Origin of the sequence: Microbacterium sp. SY138, from assembly GCF_039729145.1 — a bacterium.
Taxonomy (GTDB): Bacteria; Actinomycetota; Actinomycetes; order Actinomycetales; family Microbacteriaceae; genus Microbacterium; species Microbacterium maritypicum_A.
Genome location: NZ_CP155793.1, coordinates 1,510,617 through 1,528,620, shown reverse-complemented (window position 1 = coordinate 1,528,620; position 18,004 = coordinate 1,510,617). Strand labels below are relative to the sequence as shown.

17 protein-coding genes are annotated in these 18,004 nt (G+C 67.8%); 1 reads left to right on the top strand and 16 read right to left on the bottom strand.

Going from position 1 to position 18,004, the window contains the following annotated elements:
• Positions 1-7: 7 nt before the first annotated feature.
• The 12 genes from gap to ABDC25_RS07160 all read right to left on the bottom strand — a co-directional run bounded on the left by gap (position 8) and on the right by ABDC25_RS07160 (position 13,308).
• Complete coding sequence (gap, locus tag ABDC25_RS07215; RefSeq protein WP_021201517.1) at positions 8-1,018, bottom strand: type I glyceraldehyde-3-phosphate dehydrogenase; 1,011 nt, start codon at positions 1,016-1,018, stop codon at positions 8-10.
• A 115-nt stretch (positions 1,019-1,133) separates the two neighbouring features.
• A complete protein-coding gene (locus ABDC25_RS07210; protein WP_297558171.1) occupies positions 1,134-1,760 on the bottom strand; it encodes a superoxide dismutase in 627 nt (208 codons plus the stop codon).
• 185 nt (positions 1,761-1,945) lie between these two features.
• Positions 1,946-2,923, bottom strand: coding sequence for a DNA-binding protein WhiA (whiA, locus tag ABDC25_RS07205; RefSeq protein WP_017830285.1), 978 nt, complete (start codon positions 2,921-2,923; stop codon positions 1,946-1,948).
• Between the two features lie 67 nt (positions 2,924-2,990).
• Positions 2,991-3,863, bottom strand: coding sequence for an RNase adapter RapZ (rapZ, locus tag ABDC25_RS07200; RefSeq protein ID WP_021201519.1), 873 nt, complete (start codon positions 3,861-3,863; stop codon positions 2,991-2,993).
• A 34-nt stretch (positions 3,864-3,897) separates the two neighbouring features.
• Positions 3,898-5,802, bottom strand: a complete 1,905-nt coding sequence (uvrC, locus tag ABDC25_RS07195) for an excinuclease ABC subunit UvrC (RefSeq protein WP_167253906.1) — start codon at positions 5,800-5,802, stop codon at positions 3,898-3,900.
• On the bottom strand, positions 5,802-8,690 hold the full coding sequence (uvrA, locus tag ABDC25_RS07190) for an excinuclease ABC subunit UvrA (protein WP_021201521.1): 2,889 nt from the start codon (positions 8,688-8,690) through the stop codon (positions 5,802-5,804). The genes uvrC and uvrA overlap by 1 nt, the downstream gene beginning before the upstream one ends.
• 9 nt (positions 8,691-8,699) lie before the next feature.
• Positions 8,700-9,293 carry a hypothetical protein gene (locus ABDC25_RS07185; RefSeq protein ID WP_167253904.1) on the bottom strand — a complete coding sequence of 198 codons (594 nt, stop codon included), beginning with the start codon at positions 9,291-9,293 and terminating at the stop codon, positions 8,700-8,702.
• Complete coding sequence (locus ABDC25_RS07180; protein WP_347125606.1) at positions 9,290-10,603, bottom strand: DUF58 domain-containing protein; 1,314 nt, start codon at positions 10,601-10,603, stop codon at positions 9,290-9,292. Before ABDC25_RS07180 ends, ABDC25_RS07185 begins: the two co-directional genes overlap by 4 nt.
• Complete coding sequence (locus tag ABDC25_RS07175) at positions 10,600-11,571, bottom strand: MoxR family ATPase (protein ID WP_347125604.1); 972 nt, start codon at positions 11,569-11,571, stop codon at positions 10,600-10,602. Before ABDC25_RS07175 ends, ABDC25_RS07180 begins: the two co-directional genes overlap by 4 nt.
• Positions 11,568-12,041, bottom strand: coding sequence for a hypothetical protein (locus ABDC25_RS07170; RefSeq protein WP_347125601.1), 474 nt, complete (start codon positions 12,039-12,041; stop codon positions 11,568-11,570). The genes ABDC25_RS07175 and ABDC25_RS07170 overlap by 4 nt, the downstream gene beginning before the upstream one ends.
• A complete protein-coding gene (locus ABDC25_RS07165; protein WP_347125600.1) occupies positions 12,038-12,793 on the bottom strand; it encodes a DUF4129 domain-containing protein in 756 nt (251 codons plus the stop codon). Before ABDC25_RS07165 ends, ABDC25_RS07170 begins: the two co-directional genes overlap by 4 nt.
• A 71-nt stretch (positions 12,794-12,864) precedes the next feature.
• The gene (locus ABDC25_RS07160) at positions 12,865-13,308 is read right to left on the bottom strand and encodes a MarR family transcriptional regulator (RefSeq protein ID WP_021201527.1); all 444 of its coding nucleotides are present in this window, start codon (positions 13,306-13,308) and stop codon (positions 12,865-12,867) included.
• A gap of 45 nt (positions 13,309-13,353) precedes the next feature.
• On the opposite strand from ABDC25_RS07160, the gene ABDC25_RS07155 reads away from it, so the two are divergent.
• Positions 13,354-13,596, top strand: a complete 243-nt coding sequence (locus tag ABDC25_RS07155; protein WP_172889137.1) for a hypothetical protein — start codon at positions 13,354-13,356, stop codon at positions 13,594-13,596.
• A gap of 35 nt (positions 13,597-13,631) precedes the next feature.
• Here ABDC25_RS07155 and ABDC25_RS07150 read toward each other — a convergent pair whose 3' ends face one another.
• From ABDC25_RS07150 to coaE, 4 genes are all read right to left on the bottom strand, one after another.
• Entirely contained in the window at positions 13,632-13,982 is a 351-nt protein-coding gene (locus tag ABDC25_RS07150) for a TfoX/Sxy family protein (protein WP_021201529.1), read from the bottom strand.
• Positions 13,983-13,993: 11 nt separating this feature from the next.
• Complete coding sequence (gene uvrB, locus ABDC25_RS07145) at positions 13,994-16,066, bottom strand: excinuclease ABC subunit UvrB (RefSeq protein WP_021201530.1); 2,073 nt, start codon at positions 16,064-16,066, stop codon at positions 13,994-13,996.
• A gap of 108 nt (positions 16,067-16,174) precedes the next feature.
• Positions 16,175-17,392, bottom strand: coding sequence for an MFS transporter (locus ABDC25_RS07140; protein WP_021201531.1), 1,218 nt, complete (start codon positions 17,390-17,392; stop codon positions 16,175-16,177).
• Positions 17,389-17,988 carry a dephospho-CoA kinase gene (gene coaE, locus ABDC25_RS07135; RefSeq protein WP_347125596.1) on the bottom strand — a complete coding sequence of 200 codons (600 nt, stop codon included), beginning with the start codon at positions 17,986-17,988 and terminating at the stop codon, positions 17,389-17,391. Before coaE ends, ABDC25_RS07140 begins: the two co-directional genes overlap by 4 nt.
• Between the last annotated feature and the right edge of the window lie 16 nt (positions 17,989-18,004).

The window sequence follows — 18,004 nt, the reverse complement described above, 5'->3', positions numbered from 1 at the left end:
TCTGAGCTTAGAGGCGCTCGGCCACGTACTCGGTCAGGTCGACGAGACGGTTGGAGTAGCCCCACTCGTTGTCGTACCAGCTGGAGACCTTGATCAGGTTGCCGCTCACGTTGGTGAGCGTCGAGTCGAAGATCGACGAGTGCGGGTTGTGCACGATGTCGCTCGAGACGATCGGGTCCTCGTTGTACTGGAGGTAGCCGGCGAGGCGACCCTCGGCAGCGGCCTTCTTGTACGCCTCGTTGACCTCGTCGACCGTCAGGTTCTCACGGTCGGTGATGAGGGTGAGGTCGACGATCGAGCCGGTCGGAACCGGAACGCGGTACGACGAGCCGCTGAGCTTGCCCTGCAGCTCCGGGAGCACCTCGCCGATGGCCTTGGCAGCACCGGTCGACGCCGGCGTGATGTTGATCGCGGCAGCACGTGCACGACGCAGGTCGCTGTGCGGGCCGTCCTGCAGGTTCTGGTCCGCGGTGTACGCGTGAGCCGTCATCATGAAGCCGCGGTCGATGCCGAAAGCGTCGTTGAAGACCTGGGCGAGCGGCGCGAGGCAGTTCGTCGTGCAGGAGGCGTTGGAGATGATGTGATCGGTCTCCGGGTTGTACGTGTCCTCGTTCACGCCCATGACGAACGTGCCGTCGACACCGGTGCCCGGGGCCGAGATGAGGACCTTCTTCGCGCCGGCCTCGATGTGCTTCTTGGCGAGTTCAGCCTTGGTGAAGAAGCCGGTGGACTCGATGACGATGTCGACGCCCAGCTCACCCCAGGGGAGGTTGGCGGGGTCGCGCTCGGCGAACGCCTTGATCGTCTTGCCGTTGACGGTGATGCTCTCATCGTCGTAGCTGATCTCGGCGTCGAGGACGCCGCCCACCGAGTCGTACTTCAGCAGGTGCGCCAGGGTCTTGTTGTCGGTGAGGTCGTTGACGGCGACGATCTCAAGGTCCGCTCCCTGCGCGAGAGCCGCGCGGAAGTAGTTGCGTCCGATGCGGCCGAAGCCGTTGATACCGATCTTGACAGACACTCAGGTCTCCCTGTTTCTCGTGCACTGCACGCTGCTTTCCAGCACGCGTGAAGCGCGGGGTTTTTTGGCTGAGAGGGCGTCCCGACGAGCCGTGGCCCGTCGGGACGCGACCCGATTACGACAGTACCAGCAGGCCGTTCGTCTGCTTGCGGGCGACGTCGAGGCGCTGGGCGACGTTCTCCCAGTTCGCGATGTTCCACGCGGCCTTGACGTAGTCGGCCTTCACGTTGAGGTAGTCGAGGTAGAAGGCGTGCTCCCACATGTCGAGCTGGAACAGCGGGATCGTGCCCTGCGCGGTGTTCGACTGCTGGTCGAACAGCTGCTGGATGATCAGACGCGAGCCGATCGAATCCCAGCTGAGGACCGCCCACCCGGATCCCTGGATGCCGGTCGCCGCTGCCGTGAAGTGCGCCTGGAACTTCTCGAACGAGCCGAAGTACTCGTCGATCGCCGCCTTCAGCTCACCCTCGGGCTGACCGCCGCCGTTCGGCGACAGGTTCGTCCAGAAGATCGAGTGGTTGACGTGACCGCCGAGGTTGAAGGCGAGGTCCTTCTCGAGCTTGTTGACGTTCGCGAGGTTTCCGCTCTCGCGCGCCTCGGCGAGCTGGTCGAGCGCGGTGTTCGCACCCGTCACGTAGGCCTGGTGGTGCTTGTCGTGGTGCAGCTCCATGATCTTGCCGCTGATGTGCGGCTCCAGGGCTGCGAAGTCGTAGGGAAGGTCGGGGAGCGTGTAGGTCGCCATATCGCTTTCATCCAATCCGCGCCGCGCCGCGGCGCTTGCCGATCCTCCGCGCCGCCGATGTGCGGCGTAGAGCGGACGTGATTCATCCTACTGACGACAACGCGGCGGCGCCCCCGATCCTTCCGTCGTATGACGAAAGACCCGCCGTCCGGGTGCCGGTCGGCGGGTCTTGGTCGAGAGGCGGATCAGACGTCGAGTCCGACGGGGACCGCGGCTTCCGTTCCGGGGATGCCCTCCTGCTGCGCGCGCTTGTCGGCCATCGCGAGCAGACGGCGGATGCGGCCGGCGACGGCATCCTTCGTCAGGGGCGGGTCGGCGTGGTGGCCGAGCTCGTCGAGGCTGGCGTCGCGGTGCGCCAGACGGAGTTCGCCGGCCACCTTGAGATGATCGGGGACTTCGTCGGCCAGGATCTCCAGTGCGCGCTCGACACGTGCGCACGCCGCGACAGCGGCCTGTGCGGAACGGCGGAGGTTCGCGTCGTCGAAGTTCACGAGACGGTTGACGCCGGCACGCACCTCACGGCGCTGGCGGAGCTCCTCCCACGCGATGGCGGTCTTCTGTGCACCCATCTCGTTGAGGATGGTGCGGATCGCCTCGCCCTCGCGCACGACCACGCGGGGCATCCCGCGCACCTCGCGCGCCTTGGCGGCGACTCCAAGGCGGTGCGCCGCACCGACGAGGGCCATCGCGGCCTCCGACGAGGGGCAGACGACCTCGAGCATGGCCGAGCGTCCGGGCTCGCTCAGGGATCCTGCGGCGAGGAAGGCACCGCGCCACAGTCCGGCGACCTCGGCCCGCGAGCCGGTGGTGAGCCTGTTGGGCAATCCGCGCACGGGGCGCCGACGCTGGTCGAGCAGCCCGGTCTGACGGGCGAGGGTCTCCCCCTGCGCGATCACGCGCACCGCCCAGCGTGCGCCATCGTTCGCGGTGCTCGACTGGACCTGGGCGATCTCGGGTCGCACACCGTAGATCTCGGCGAGGTCACGAGCGACGCGGCGTGCAAGGGTCTCCGCGTCGACCTCGGCCTCCACGGCCACGCGACCGGCGATCGAATGCAGACCACCGGCGAACCGGAGGATGGCGGTCACTTCCGCGACTCGCACCGTCGGGGGTGCATTGCGGATGCTGACCAGCTCGGCCTTGACGTCGGTGGTTAGTGCCACGACACTCCTTCACGTTCACGCGCCGGATCGCGACGCAAACGTCCAGCTTACTCGGCCGGACGGCCCGCTACTCTCGGCCCAGGTCCCGGTGACGGACGTTCACGGCGACGCCTGGGATCGCGGCGAGGCGGCGCGACAGCTCCTCCGACATGGCGACGGAGCGGTGCTTTCCCCCCGTGCAGCCGATCGCGATCGTCGAGTGACTCTTGTTCTCGCGCTGATATCCCTCGAGCACCGGCACCAGCGCCGCGGAGTAGGCGTCCAGGAATTCCATCGCGCCATCCCGGGAGAGCACGTACTCGCGAACAGTCTCGTCCTGCCCCGTCAGGCCCCGTAGCTCCTCGTTCCAGAACGGGTTCGGCAGGAATCGCATGTCCGCGACGATGTCGACATCCGTCGGCAGCCCGTACTTGAACCCGAAGCTGAGCAACGTGACCCGGTGTCGCGCCTCCCCCTCCTCGGAGAAGATGTCGGAGACCTGGGTGGCGAGCTGGTGGATGTTGAGCGTCGACGTGTCGATCACCAGGTCGGCTGCTTCCCGGATCGGCGCGAGCCGGGCTCGCTCGATGCGGATGCCGTCGAGCAGGGTACCTTCGCCCTGCAGCGGGTGCGGTCTCCGCACGGACTCGAACCGACGTACCAGGACGTCGTCGGACGCGTCGAGGAAGAGCACGCGAACGGAACCGCGGGAGCGCAGTGCGCGCGCCACGCCGGGAAAGTCGTCGAAGAGGTTGCGTCCGCGCACATCGACGACCGCCGCGACCTTCGGCAGAGCAGTGCCGCCCATATCGGTCAGATCGAGCAGCGGACGCAGGATCTGCGGAGGCAGGTTGTCGACGACGTACCAGCCGAGATCCTCGAGTGCGTTCGCCACCGTCGTCCGACCTGCGCCGGACATTCCCGTGACGATGAGGAACTCGCCCTTCTCCCCGTCAGTCATTGCTCAGTGCTCCCTCTCCCCCTCGGCCTCCAGCCTAGCGAGTGGACAGGTGCGTGTGGATGTTCTGAGCGAGCACGGGACCGATTCCCTGGACTTCTTCGATCTGTTCCGGCTCGGCGGCGCGGAGAGCGGTCACCGAACCGAAGTGCTTGAGCAGCACCTTGATGCGGGAGGCCCCGAGTCCCGGTACCTCGGCGAGCACCGAGCCGATGTCGTTGCGCCGCCTCTTGCGCTGATGCGTGATCGCGAACCGGTGCGCCTCGTCGCGCAGGCGCTGCAGAAGGTACAGGGCTTCGCTCGTGCGGGGCAGGATCACGGGGAAGTCCTCGCCGGGGAGCCAGACCTCCTCGAGACGCTTGGCGATGCCGCAGACCGCGATCTCGGTGTGTCCGGCGTCGCGGAGCGCTCGGGCCGCGGCCTCCACCTGCGGCTGTCCCCCATCGACGAGGAGCAGCTGCGGCGGATAGGCGAATCGGGGCTTGCGTCGCACCGTCGCCTCCCCGACGTCTTCCGCCACGACCTCGTCGGTCGTCGGGTCGATGGCCTCGGGCTCTTCGGGACGATCGAGGTAGGCCAGACGGCGACGGAGCACCTGGTACATGGAATCGGTGTCGTCGGTCGTCTCGGCGATGTTGAACGACCGGTACTGGTCTTTACGGGGAAGCCCGTCTTCGAACACCACCATCGACGCGACGACATTCGTGCCACCGAGGTGGGAGATGTCGAAGCACTCGATGCGCAGCGGTGCTTCGTCCATGCCGAGCGCCTCCTGCAGGTCGGTCAGCGCCTGGGTTCGAGCGACATAGTCGGTGGTGCGTCGCGTCTTGTGCCGGATCAGTGCCTGCTGCGCGTTGAGCGTGGCGGTGCGCATGAGGTCGGCACGCTGGCCGCGCTGCGCGACCGCGATCTCGACCTTCTTGCCGCGGCGCTCACGCAGCCACACCTCGAGCTCCGCGGCGTCATCGGGCAGTGTCGGAACCAGGATCCGACGCGGAACGTCCTGCGCCTCTCCGTAGGCCTGCTGCAGCACCTGCTCGACGAGCTCGCCGCTGGAGATGTCGATCTCCTTCTCGATGGTCAGGGCGCGCACACCACGCACCCTGCCGCCACGGATCACGAAGTGCTGGACTGCGGCGGCGAGTTCGTCTTCCGCGATCCCGAACAGATCGGCGTCCTCGTCGCTGGGGAGGACCAGTGCGCTCTTGCCCAGCACGGCTTCGATCGCCGAGAGCTTGTCACGGTACTTGGCCGCTGCTTCATAGTCCATCGCCGCGGATGCCGCCAGCATCCGTTTCGTGAGCTCGCGGGTGAAACGCTCATCGCCACCTGCCATGAAGGCGACGAAGTCGTCGACCATGGCACGGTGCTCCTCGATGCTCACTGTCATCGAGCAGGGGCCCCCGCACTTGCCGATCTGCCCGGGAAAGCACGGACGGCCTGTCTGCATGGCACGCCGGTAGCTGGAGTCGCTGCACGTGCGGATCGGGAAGACCTTGATCATCAGGTCGATGGTCTCGTGCACCGCCCAGACCTTCGGGAACGGACCGAAGTACCGTGCGCCGGGGATCTTGCGGTTGCGGGTGACGATCACTCGGGGTGCTTCGTCCGCGAGAGTCACGGCCATGAACGGGTAGGACTTGTCGTCCTTGTAACGCACGTTGAAGGGCGGATCGAACTCCTTGATCCACATGTATTCGAGCTGCAGCGAATCGACATCGGTGGGGACCACCGTCCACTCGACGGACGAGGCGGTGGTGACCATACGACGGGTGCGCTCATGCAGCGTGCGCAAAGGTGCGAAGTAGTTCGACAGACGCTGACGCAGGTTCTTCGCCTTGCCCACATAGAGCACACGGCCGGCAGAGTCGCGGAAGCGGTACACGCCGGGGTCGGTGGGAATCTCCCCCGGCCTCGGCTTGTACGACAGCACATCGGCCATCAGCTGGCCTTCCGCGCGGAGCGCCCCTCACCCAGGATCTCGCCGAGGAACAGCCCGGTGTGGCTCGCCTCGACGCGGGCGATCTGCTCCGGGGTACCCGTGGCGACGATCTGGCCACCGCCGGAACCGCCTTCAGGTCCGAGGTCGATCACCCAGTCCGCCGACTTGATCACGTCGAGGTTGTGCTCGATGACGATCACCGTGTTGCCCTTGTCGACCAGGCCGTTGAGCACCTCGAGGAGCTTGCGGACGTCTTCGAAGTGCAGACCCGTGGTCGGCTCATCGAGCACGTAGATGCTGCGCCCGTTGCTGCGACGCTGGAGCTCGGTCGCCAGCTTGACGCGCTGCGCCTCGCCGCCGGAGAGCGTCGTCGCCGACTGGCCCAGCCGCACGTACCCGAGCCCGACGTCGACGAGCGTCTTCATGTAGCGGTGGATCGCCTGGATGGGCTCGAAGAAATCGGCTGCCTCCTCGATCGGCATCTCGAGCACTTCGGCGATGTTCTTGCCCTTGTAGTGCACGGCGAGCGTGTCGCGGTTGTAACGCTTGCCGTGGCAGACCTCGCAGTCGACGTACACGTCGGGCAGGAAGTTCATCTCGATCTTGATCGTGCCGTCACCGGAACATGCCTCGCATCGGCCGCCCTTGACGTTGAAACTGAATCGGCCGGGCTGGTATCCACGGACCTTCGCTTCCGGTGTCTCACTGAAAAGCGTGCGGATACGGTCGAACACCCCCGTGTAGGTGGCCGGGTTCGATCGCGGGGTGCGGCCGATCGGTGCCTGATCGACGTGCACGACCTTGTCGAGGTTGTCGAGCCCGGTCACCCGCGTGTGCTTGCCGGGAACGGTGCGTGCACCGTTCAAGCGCGACGCCAGCACCTGGTAGAGGATGTCGTTGACGAGCGACGACTTGCCGGAGCCGCTGACCCCCGTGACCGCGGTCAGGACGCCGAGCGGGAAGTCGGCGGTGACGTTGCGGAGGTTGTTCGCACGGGCCCCGACCACACTGAGCATCCGCTTCTTGTCGATCTTCCGCCGCTTCGTCGGCATCGGGATCTCGCGGCGACCGGAGAGGTACTCCCCCGTCATCGATGCGCTGTCATTGAGCAGCGCCGAATACGGGCCCGAATGCACGACCTCGCCACCGTTGACTCCGGCACCGGGACCGATGTCGACGACCCAGTCCGCTGCCTCGATGGTCTCTTCATCGTGCTCCACCACGATCAGGGTGTTGCCGAGGTCGCGCAGGGTGAGCAGCGTCTCGATCAGGCGGCGGTTGTCGCGCTGGTGCAGTCCGATCGACGGTTCATCGAGCACGTAGAGCACGCCGGTCAGCCCCGAGCCGATCTGCGTCGCCAGCCGGATGCGCTGCGCCTCTCCACCGGAGAGGGAGCCCGCCGAACGACTGAGGTTCAGGTACGAGAGACCGACCTGCAGAAGGAAGTCGAGGCGGAGGCGGATCTCGCGCAGCACCTGGGCCGCGATCTTCGCTTCACGGTCGGTGAGGGTGAGGGTCTCCATGAAAGCGCGCGCGTCGGCGAGGCTGAGATGCGAGACCTCGGCGATGGAATGACCGTGCACCTGCACGGCCAGGACCTCGGGCTTGAGCCGGTTGCCATCGCACACGGGGCAGGGCACCTCGCGGAGGTACTCACCCCAGCGGTTGCGCTGGTTGTCGGACTCGGCTTGCAGGTACTGCCGCTCGATGTACGGAACCACACCCTCGAAACCGGAGGTGTATCGCATCTCGCGGCCGTAGCGGTTCTTCCACTTGACGGAGACCTTGTAGTTCTCGCCGCGCAGCACGGCGTTCTGCACGTCGGAGTGGAGTTCGCGCCAGGGGGTGTCCAAGGAGAAGTCGAGATCATTGGAAAGACCTTCGAGCAGACGCTCGTAGTACTGGAACAGGCCCTTTCCCTGAGTCGTCCACGGGATGATGACGCCCTCGCGGATCGAGAGGTCTTCGTCGCCGAGCATCAGATCGACGTCGACGGACATGCGCGTGCCGAGCCCCGAGCATGCAGGGCAGGCGCCGAACGGCGCATTGAACGAGAACGTGCGCGGTTCGATCTCGGTGAGAGTGAGGGCGTGCCCGTTCGGGCAGGCCAGCTTCTCGGAGAACGTCTGCCACGCGTCGTCGCCCTCGCCGTCGACGTAGTTGATCTGCACCACGCCGCCCGCGAGCCCGAGCGCGGTCTCGACTGAGTCGGTGACGCGCCCGAGGATGTCGTCGGACGCGACCAGACGGTCGACCACCACCGCGATGTCGTGCTTGTAGCTCTTCTTCAGCGTGGGCGGCTCGGCGAGCTGGATGAGGTCGCCGTCGACGATGGCCCTCGAGTATCCCTTGGCACCGAGCTCGCGGAACAGGTCGACGAACTCGCCCTTCTTCTGCGAGACGATCGGCGCGACGACCTGATAGCGCGTGCGCTCGGGGAGCTCCATCAACTGATCGGCGATCTGCTGCACCGTCTGACGCTGGATGCGTTCGCCGCATTCAGGACAGTGCGGAATACCGATACGCGCCCAGAGCAGGCGCATGTAGTCGTAGATCTCGGTGATCGTGCCGACGGTCGATCGCGGGTTCCGGTTGGTCGACTTCTGGTCGATCGAGACGGCAGGGCTGAGGCCCTCGATGAAATCGACGTCCGGTCGGTCGACCTGGCCGAGGAACTGGCGCGCGTACGCGCTCAGCGATTCGACGTAGCGACGCTGCCCCTCGGCGAAGATCGTGTCGAACGCGAGGCTGGACTTCCCCGATCCGGACAGGCCGGTGAACACGACGAGGGAGTCGCGGGGAATGTCGATGTCGACGTTCTTGAGGTTGTGGACGCGGGCACCGCGGACACTGAGTTTTCCGGAGGAGGCAACGGGGACGATGGGCACCGAACAAGTCTACGAGGGGCCACGGACATTGGCTCCGCGAGGACGCTCGGCGACCGATTCCTCTCCCGCCGATCGTGCCGGCCGCGGCACATCCGAGCTCCGGACGGCTCTCAGCGCCAGCCCGACACCGAGCACGAGCATCACTGCGGCGAGCGGGGCGAGCGCCGTGATCCCCTGCTCGACGTTCGACGGCGCCAGCAACCAGGCCGCGAGGACGACGGGCTGCGCCAGCAGCTGGATGATGCAGAAGCGCGACAGGCTCGGCCCCAGGACGGCGAGGGCGACACGCGAGGAGATCGGGATCACGAGGCTCAACGATGCGAGCACGTGGATCGCGTGGACGAGCAGGACGGCGAGGGCTGTGCGTCCCGGATCGGGTGGGGTCAGGAGGACTCCGAACACCAGGCACGCCGCCGCGAACCACGCCGCCAGGGACCGCGGGAGCACGACAGCGAGGACCGCGGCGATCACCGCCACGCCCTGCCACAACGGGAATGGAACGAGCACGACCGCCCCTGCCCATACCATCGCGACGAGCAGGAGCCGCACCGTGACGCCGGGCACAGCCGCCCGCACCCGGAACGAACGGAGACCGCGTTTCACCGCCGCACCGTCCGCATCCGCTGCTGACGGAGCGCCGCGAGCCGCATCGCGACGTCGACGTCCTGATCCGTCCACGCGACGACCTCTACGCCGGCATGCCGGAGCTCGACGAGGATGTCCGCGCGTTCCGCGAGCAGGGTCCGGAGCGCGATGCGCTGCTCACGGCTGAGCCGGCTCTCGTCCGGAGCCGGGAGCACGTCGACGGCGACCACGGCGTGCCCCGCCGCCCGCCAACGGATGGCGAGCTGGGCGGCGACACCGTCGAAGAACGTGGAGAGCACGAAGACGATGGATCCCGCAGGCACGACCGGCGACCGGCGGTACCGGGAGTCCTCGTCACTCTGACCCGTCGCCGCGATCACGTCCCGCACCCGCGCGAGATGACGTGCACCTCCACCGGAGGGAAGGCTGAGACCTCCGGGCGACAGCGCGTGGTACGCCACCCGATCACCGACGCCGACCGCCGCGGTGGCGATGGACAGCGCGGCCTCCCGCGCGAGGTCCAGCGAGGTGACGCCTGCCCGGTCGGCATCGTCCGCTCCCCAGGCGGCGACGACGGTCCCGAGATCCTCCGCGGTGTCGACCGCGATCACCACCGAGGAATCGCTGAGGGTGGCAGTGCGTCGCACGAGCAGTTCACCCGGTCGGCGAGCGGCGCGCGCGGTCGCCCGCCAGTCGACGCGGCGCAGTTCGTCGCCGGGGGCGAACGGATGGATGTCGCGGAAGTCTCCGCCATGGCCGGGCCGCGATCCCTCATGGGCACCGTGCAGACCCCTCAATCGCGGCGCGACCGGGAGACGCCCGATCCGGACATGCCGCGGCGGTGTATTCCACTCCAGTGCGACGCGAGGAGCAGCCTCGGTGACCCACGCGCCGTCGAGAGCGACCCCGCGCACGGTCACTCCGAGCAGCTCCAGAGGACCGGAGTGCTGCAGGCGGTTGCGCGACGTGAGGACGGAGCTCCCGACCTTCACGTCGGCGACCCCCGACCGCTGCTCCTCCTGATCGACCGCGATCTGGAGCCAGTCGCCGTCGAGGACCGCATCTGCCGCGGCGATGACCTCCGATGAGCCGTCCGAGCGCTCCGGGCGTGCACGCAGCTCGATCGACAGCACATCGTCACCGGGCCGACGCAGCAGCATCCATGCCGTCGCGAGCGCGAGCGGAAGCCCGATGCCGATCACGTCGGGTCGCGAGAAGACGAGCCCCACGGCAGCGAGGATCGTCGAGCCGGCGAGTCCGATCGCGATCACGGGCGTCCGACTCCAGTGCACGGGGGCACGTGCCGTGACACGGACCTGCTCGGTCATCGCACCGCGGCCACGGTCGGCGGCACCGGCGTGGCCTCGACCACCGTCGCCACGACGGACCGGGGATCCACTCCTTGCGCCCAGGCCTGCGGCGTCAGGGTCAGCCGGTGCGCGAGCACGGGTTCCGCGATGCGCTTGATGTCGTCCGGCCGCACGTAATCGCGACCGTCCAGGGCCGCGAGTGCGCGGCCGAGCAGGACGAGAGCCTGCGATCCGCGCGGCGAGGCGCCGACCGCGACATGCGTCGCATCCCGCGTCGACCTCGTGAGCTCCACGCAGTACCGGGCGACATCGGCATCGACGTGGATCCTCTCGACGGCTGCCTGGATCGCGAGGAGCCCCCGTTCGTCGATGACCGGATCGACGAACGCATCGGGGCTCTGTCGGCGTACGCGGTCGAGGATGATGCGCGTCTCATCGTCCGGCCCGGGGTATCCGACGGCGAGCCGCACCATGAACCGGTCGAGCTGCGCCTCGGGAAGCGCGTACGTGCCCTCGTACTCGATCGGATTCGAGGTCGCGATTACGTGGAACGGATGCGGTAGGGCGAAGCTGTTGCCCTCGACGGTGACCTGATGCTCGGCCATCGCCTCCAACATCGCCGACTGGGTCTTGGGAGTGGTGCGGTTCACCTCATCGGCCAGGAGCAGGCCGGTGAAGATGGGGCCGGGTCGGAACACGAACTCACCGGAGGCCGGTGCATACACGTAGGAGCCGGTGACGTCGCCCGGGAGCATGTCCGGCGTGCACTGCAGGCGACGGAAACCGAGGCCGAGCGCGGACGCCAGGCTCCTCGCCGCGAGAGTCTTCCCCAACCCCGGAACGTCTTCGAAGAGCACGTGGCCACCCGCGAGGATCGCAGCGAGGGCGATCGTGAGGGGCTCGTCCATCCCGACGACGGCGCCGCGTACGCTGTCGAGCACTCGACGCCCCGTGGCGGCGATCTGCGTGGTCTCCTGGCTGCTCATCCGGTCTCCTCCGTGTCATTCGGGATTCGTTCGATCGCGTCGAGCACGATCTCGATGTCGGTGCTCCGCACTTCACGACCGTGCAGGGCGTCGCGCACTCCCCCGCCGAGCAGCGCGTCGATGCGCGCGTGATGCGTGGGATCGTCGAGGTCGAGTCCACGCAGGGCGAGTCGTCTTCTCAACACGCTCTGCACCCGGCTCACGACGACGTGCCCGGCGACTCCCGTGCGCGTGTTGATCGCCCAGGCCATGCGGGATACTTCCGAGCCGCGCGTCTTGCGGCTCGGCTTCTCGGGGGGCCAGACAGGCCCGACCTCGATGAACTCCTGTCGGCAGGCGCACACCACCGCGATGGCGAGGATCATCCAGGCGAGGACGAACGGAACCGGAAAGCCCACCTGGCCGAGCAGGAGCAGGACGATCACAGCGACGGCGGCACCGACGCCCAGGACCAGGATCCGTCTCTTCATCGCCAGCCCTTCTGGATGCCGCGGAGGCAGTCGGCGGCTCGGGCCCGATCGCGCTCGTCGGCGTCGTGCCCGCCGAAGCGCACCTGTTCGTAGAGGCCCAGCAGGGCGACGACATCGTCGGCGATCCCCGCGCGTCGGCCGATAATGCGAACGGTGAACTCCGACGGCGTCTCGTTGACGCCGCGGCCGGCGCCGGCATCCGCCGCCGATTCCTCCAGGCCCACCCACGCCGCCACGATGCTGTCGCCGGGCAGAGGCCGACCGTCGATCGTCCTCAGCGCCTCCGCGATTCCACGCTGGATCGTCGCCTCGTCCGGTTCGGCGTGGGCCGCGGGTGCGATGACGACCCGGGCATCGACCCGCGCCGCCTCGCGACGCGCGAGCGGACGGTCACGCCAGAGACCCACGAGGTAGCGGATCAGGAGTCGAAGACCGAGGTACACCATCGCGAGCACGACGGCGACGACGACCGCCGCGAGGACGTAGCCGATGATCGCGAGCAACGGCGAATCCTCAGGGGGATCGAACGGCGGTGGCGCGGTCTCCGTCGGCGCCGTCGGCAGGACGTCGTCACCTGCCCGTTCCTCGGTAGCGGTGAACCATCCTCCGAACTGCGGAAGGCCCTGTGCCGAGGCAGCGAACATGATCGTCGCGAAGAAGCCGGCTATCGCGATCAGCGGGAGCAGAAGCCCCCGCGGCCGGTCTGTCCCGGCACGCTCCCGCACCGGGATCGAGGGCTCGGGGCGCGACATGCCTCCACCCTAGGGGGCTGCTCCCCCACCTCGTGGTCGTCGATTCCCGCGAGCCGTGGGCGCACGACGCGTCAGCCCAGGTCAGGACGACGCCCCGCGAAAGGTCCGAGACCGTCCCGAAGCGCCGCGATCTCGTCGACGCCCATGCCGACCGCCGCCATGACCTGGTGCGGAACGTCGACCGCCCGGTCACGCAACGCCGTTCCCGCCGGCGTGAGCGTGATCTCCAGGCGCCGCTCGTCCTCGCTGCTGCGCTGACGCACGACCAGCCCCTCCGTCTCCAGCCTCTTCACGAGCGGCGAAGCCGTCGCCGGCTCCATGGCGAGATCGATCGCCAGGTCGTTGAGAGTCCGCGGCGACCGCTCCCACAGTGCCAGCATGACGAGGTATTGGGGATGAGTCAGGCCCAGCGGCTCGAGGATGGGACGGTACAGGGCGACGACATTGCGCGCCGCGGTCACCAGGGCGAAGCAGAGCTGGTTCTCGAGCCGGAGCAGGTCATCGGATGCTGTCACAAGGGAGACTATACATCTGCACTAATAGTTAGTACACTAATGAACATGGCACAGGATTCCGATCGCCCGCCCCTCCGTACTCGCATCCGCGACGCCGGAGGGCTGTATTCCTGGGTGAACACGAACCTCATCCGGTTCGCGGGACCCGCATCCGTCGGTCCCTACGAGAAGACTCCGCCCCCGAGCGCCGCAGAGCGCGCCGAGCGCGCCTGCCCTCTCTGCGGCGCACCGATGACGGAGCACGAGATCGACCGCACCGGGCCGAAGACCCTGGTGCACTGCCCGTAGCAGCCTCGACCTTGGCGACGGTCCCGCCCGTCGCGTCAGTTCTCCTCTGGAGCCTCGTTCGCCGAACCCGTCGACTCCCGAGCGACGTCGAGCCAGAACATGAGCGCGGTGTCGTCCTCGATGGCCCCGGCAGCCACGTCGAGCCAGCCGGAGCTCATCGTGCGCGCACCCATGACGGCCCGCGCTGCTCCGGGCTCCGTGAGCAGCGCGGCACCGTTCTCGTCATCGACGCGCACCAGAAGGACGCCACCCGGACGCGCGCCGACGAGGATGCGGCCGTCGTCGAGGAACGCCCTGGTACCGAACATCCGACGCTCTTCGATCTCGGTGTCCACGCCCAGCAACGCACGCACCCGATCGGCAAGTTCGTTCCCCGCAGCGTCCATCAGCCCGCCTCCTACGCGTGCCCGGCGCGCTCCATGGCACGGAGCTCTTTCTTGAGGTCCTGCACTTCGTCACGCAGGCGCCCGGCGAGCTCGAACTTCAACTCGGCCGCTGCCGCGAGCATCTGATCGGACAGATCCTGGATCGTGGCTTCGAGCTGCTGCGCCCCCTCGGCCGCGATACCCGTGCGGCGCAGGTTCGGCGTGGGCGACTTGCCCTTGCCGGTGGCGCGACCGCGACCGGACAACATCTCTGCCGTGTCGGCGCCCTCACGCGCCAGCACCTCGGTGATGTCGGCGATGCGCTTGCGGAGCGGCTGCGGGTCGATGCCGTGCTCTTTGTTGTACGCGACCTGCTTCTCGCGACGCCGGTCGGTCTCCTCGATCGCCTTCGTCATCGAGTCGGTCATCTTGTCGGCGTACATGTGCACCTCGCCGGACACGTTTCGGGCCGCACGACCGATGGTCTGGATCAGCGAGGTCCCCGAACGCAGGAACCCCTCCTTGTCGGCGTCGAGGATCGCGACGAGGGAGACCTCGGGAAGGTCGAGTCCCTCACGCAGGAGGTTGATGCCCACGAGGACGTCGTACACGCCGGCGCGCAGCTCGCTGAGCAGCTCGACGCGGCGCAGGGTGTCGACATCGGAATGCAGATAGCGCACCCGCACCCCGTGCTCACCGAGGAAGTCGGTGAGCTCCTCAGCCATCTTCTTGGTGAGAGTCGTGACGAGGACGCGCTCGTCGCGCTCGACCCGTACCCTGATCTCCTCGAGCAGGTCGTCGATCTGCCCCTTCGACGGCTTCACCACGATCTCCGGGTCGACGAGACCGGTCGGGCGGATGATCTGCTCGACGATGCCATCGGCGATGCCCATCTCGTACTTGCCGGGAGTGGCGGACAGGTAGACGGTCTGACCGATGCGGTTCTTGAATTCGTCCCAGCGCAGCGGGCGGTTGTCCATGGCGCTCGGCAGCCGGAACCCGTGGTCGACGAGTGTGCGCTTGCGCGATGCATCGCCCTCGTACATCGCACCGATCTGCGGGACGGTCACGTGCGACTCGTCGATCACCAGCAGGAAGTCGTCGGGGAAGAAGTCGAGCAGGGTGTGCGGCGGCTCGCCGGGCGCGCGTCCATCCATATGGCGCGAGTAGTTCTCGATGCCGGAGCAGAAGCCCAACTGCTGCAGCATCTCGAGGTCGAAAGTGGTGCGCATGCGCAGACGCTGCGCCTCGAGGAGCTTCCCCTGCCGCTCGAACTCGGCCAGGCGCTCTTCCAGCTCGGTCTCGATGGTGCCGATCGAACGCTGGATGACATCGGTGCCGGCCACGTAGTGCGAGGCGGGGAAGATCGGCACGGCGTCGAGCTTCTCGATGACCTCTCCTGTGAGCGGGTGGAGCGAATACAGAGCCTCGATCTCGTCGCCGAACAGCTCGATGCGGATCGCATGCTCTTCGTAGACGGGGATGATCTCGATGGTGTCGCCGCGCACCCGGAAGTTGCCTCGCGAGAAGTCGACGTCATTGCGGTTGTACTGCATCGCGATGAACTGGCGGATGAGGGCGTCACGGTCGTAGCGCTCCCCCACCTGAAGGGCGACCATGGCGCGCAGGTACTCTTCGGGAGCCCCGAGTCCGTAGATGCAGGACACGGTCGAGACGACGATGACGTCGCGGCGGCTCAGCAGCGAGTTCGTCGTGGAGTGGCGCAGTCGCTCGACCTCGGAGTTGATCGAGGAGTCCTTCTCGATGAAGGTGTCGGTCTGGGGCACGTAGGCCTCGGGCTGGTAGTAGTCGTAGTACGACACGAAGTACTCGACGGCGTTGTTCGGCATGAGCTCGCGGAACTCGTTCGCGAGCTGTGCGGCGAGCGTCTTGTTGTGTGCGAGAACGAGCGTCGGGCGCTGCACCTGCTCGACCAACCACGCCGTCGTCGCGGACTTTCCGGTACCGGTCGCGCCGAGCAGCACGACGTCGGTCTCTCCCGCGTTGATGCGCGCCGCCAGGTCGGCGATGGCCTTCGGCTGATCGCCCGCGGGCTCATACTCGCTGATGACCTCGAAAGGACGGACACTGCGCGTGGGTTGCATACCTCCAGCGTATGCCGCCCCTCCGACATCGAGGCCGTCAAGAGGGATCCACCCCGGTCGCATCCATGCGCACGGCGTCGCCCGCCGCGACAGCATGAGGAGTTTCTTTCAGGAAGACGACTGCCCTGTGGGTGCGCCGCGCAGAGCCGAGACGGCCGCGAGAGCAGCCACGCCGCACATCGCGACGATGACGGCGACGAACCAGCCCCAGTTCGCGGCGCCGAACACGAGGCCGAGCATCCACCCGAACAGGCTCGACCCGGCGTAGTAGGCGAAGTAGTACAGCGACGACGCCTGGGCCCGGCTGGCGGGGCCTGCCGCGACCGGCGTCCATCCGGAGGCGACGGCATGGGCTCCGAAGAACCCGGCAGTGAAGAGCACGAGACCGCCCAGCACGATCGTCGCCACCGGCACGAGCAGCAGGCCGGCGCCCGCGGCCATCACAGCGATCGAGGCGAGCAGCACGGGGAAGCGCCCGACCCGCGAGGCGAGCGCCCCGGCCCAGGGAGACGAGACCGTGCCGGCCAGGTAGGCGAGGAAGAGCAGCGTGACCACCCAGGCGGGCAGCACGAACGGTTCGGCCGACAGATGGAAGCCGAGGTAGTTGTAGACCGCCACGAAAGCGCCCATCAGCAGGAATCCCTGCGCGTACAGCGCCCACTGCAAGGGCGAGCGCAACGGCGCACGCAGCTTCTCCAGGATGCCGGGCCCGCGATCGGCGCGCAGACGACCGGGGACGAACCCCCTGGCGCGCGGAGTGAGCCAGAGGAACAGCGCGGCGGCGACCGCGCACATCACGGCGACCGACAGGATGCCGGCGCGCCATCCGCCGACCTCCCCGACGATCCCCGACGCGATGCGGCCGAGCAGACCACCGACCGTGGTCCCGGCGATGTAGCTTCCCGCCGCAGCGGCGGCGTGGCGGGCCTCCACCTCCTCGCTGAGATAGGCGAGCGCCACAGCCGGCACCGCTCCCAGCGCCACCCCTTCCGCGAAACGCAGGACGAGAAGCATCCCGATCTCGCCGCTCAGCGGGGCGGTGAGACCGAACACCGTGGCTGTGAGCACGCCCGTGGCCATGGCGGGCACACGACCGATGCGATCAGCGACCACCGACCAGGGGATGACCGCGAGCGCGAGGCCGAGCGTCGCGGCAGACACGCTCAGGGCTGCCGTCGCCGGGGCGACCGCGAGATCGGAGGAGATCTGCGGCAGCACGGCCTGGGCCGAGTAGAGCTGTGCGAACGTCGCGATCCCCGCGAAGAACAGACCGACGATGAGACGCCGATACTCGCGGGAGCCCGGGGCGTGACCGGAGAAGGTCACCGTGCGCTGATCCGCTCCCAGAGGGAATCCGTCTGCGCGCGTGTGCGCTCGAGAGAGTCGGACGTGTCGATCACCACATCGGCGATCGCGAGACGTCTTTCGTCGGAGACCTGGGCGTCTATCCGGTCCTGCGCCGCGCGCTCGTCCATCCCGCGCAGCTCGACGAGTCGCTGCCGACGCACAGCGGCCGGGGCGTGCGCGACCACGATGAGGTCCCAGGGGTCGTCCACCCGTGCTTCGACAAGAAGGGGCACGTCGTAGACGACGACCGCGTCGGCATCGTCGGCGAAGGCCGCGTCGAAGCGGCGCTGCGACTCTTCGCGCACCGCCGGATGCACGATCGCGTTCAGCTGCGCGAGGAGGTCGGCGTCGCCGAAGACCCTCGCGCCGAGCGCCGCCCTGTCGAGAGAGCCGTCGGGCGCGATGACATCGGCACCGAAGGTCTCGGCGATCCGCACGAGCACAGGCGACCCGGGCGACTGCACGTCACGCACGATCTGATCGGCATCGACGACGATGGCGCCGTGCTCCGCCAGACGCCGGGCGATGGTCGACTTCCCGGAGGCGATGCCGCCGGTGAGCGCGATGAGGGGCATGCCGCCAGTCTAAGGT

Bases quoted from the DNA above. Each gene is read 5' to 3' on its own strand.
- uvrB (WP_021201530.1), bottom strand. From the start codon at position 16,066: ATGCAACCCACGCGCAGTGTCCGTCCTTTCGAGGTCATCAGCGAGTAT.
- rapZ (WP_021201519.1), bottom strand. From the start codon at position 3,863: ATGACTGACGGGGAGAAGGGCGAGTTCCTCATCGTCACGGGAATGTCC.
- ABDC25_RS07150 (WP_021201529.1), bottom strand. From the start codon at position 13,982: ATGGACGCTGCGGGGAACGAACTTGCCGATCGGGTGCGTGCGTTGCTG.
- uvrC (WP_167253906.1), bottom strand. From the start codon at position 5,802: ATGGCCGATGTGCTGTCGTACAAGCCGAGGCCGGGGGAGATTCCCACC.
- coaE (WP_347125596.1), bottom strand. From the start codon at position 17,988: ATGCCCCTCATCGCGCTCACCGGCGGCATCGCCTCCGGGAAGTCGACC.
- ABDC25_RS07165 (WP_347125600.1), bottom strand. From the start codon at position 12,793: ATGTCGCGCCCCGAGCCCTCGATCCCGGTGCGGGAGCGTGCCGGGACA.
- ABDC25_RS07170 (WP_347125601.1), bottom strand. From the start codon at position 12,041: ATGAAGAGACGGATCCTGGTCCTGGGCGTCGGTGCCGCCGTCGCTGTG.
- ABDC25_RS07155 (WP_172889137.1), top strand. From the start codon at position 13,354: ATGGCACAGGATTCCGATCGCCCGCCCCTCCGTACTCGCATCCGCGAC.
- ABDC25_RS07180 (WP_347125606.1), bottom strand. From the start codon at position 10,603: ATGACCGAGCAGGTCCGTGTCACGGCACGTGCCCCCGTGCACTGGAGT.
- ABDC25_RS07175 (WP_347125604.1), bottom strand. From the start codon at position 11,571: ATGAGCAGCCAGGAGACCACGCAGATCGCCGCCACGGGGCGTCGAGTG.
- ABDC25_RS07210 (WP_297558171.1), bottom strand. From the start codon at position 1,760: ATGGCGACCTACACGCTCCCCGACCTTCCCTACGACTTCGCAGCCCTG.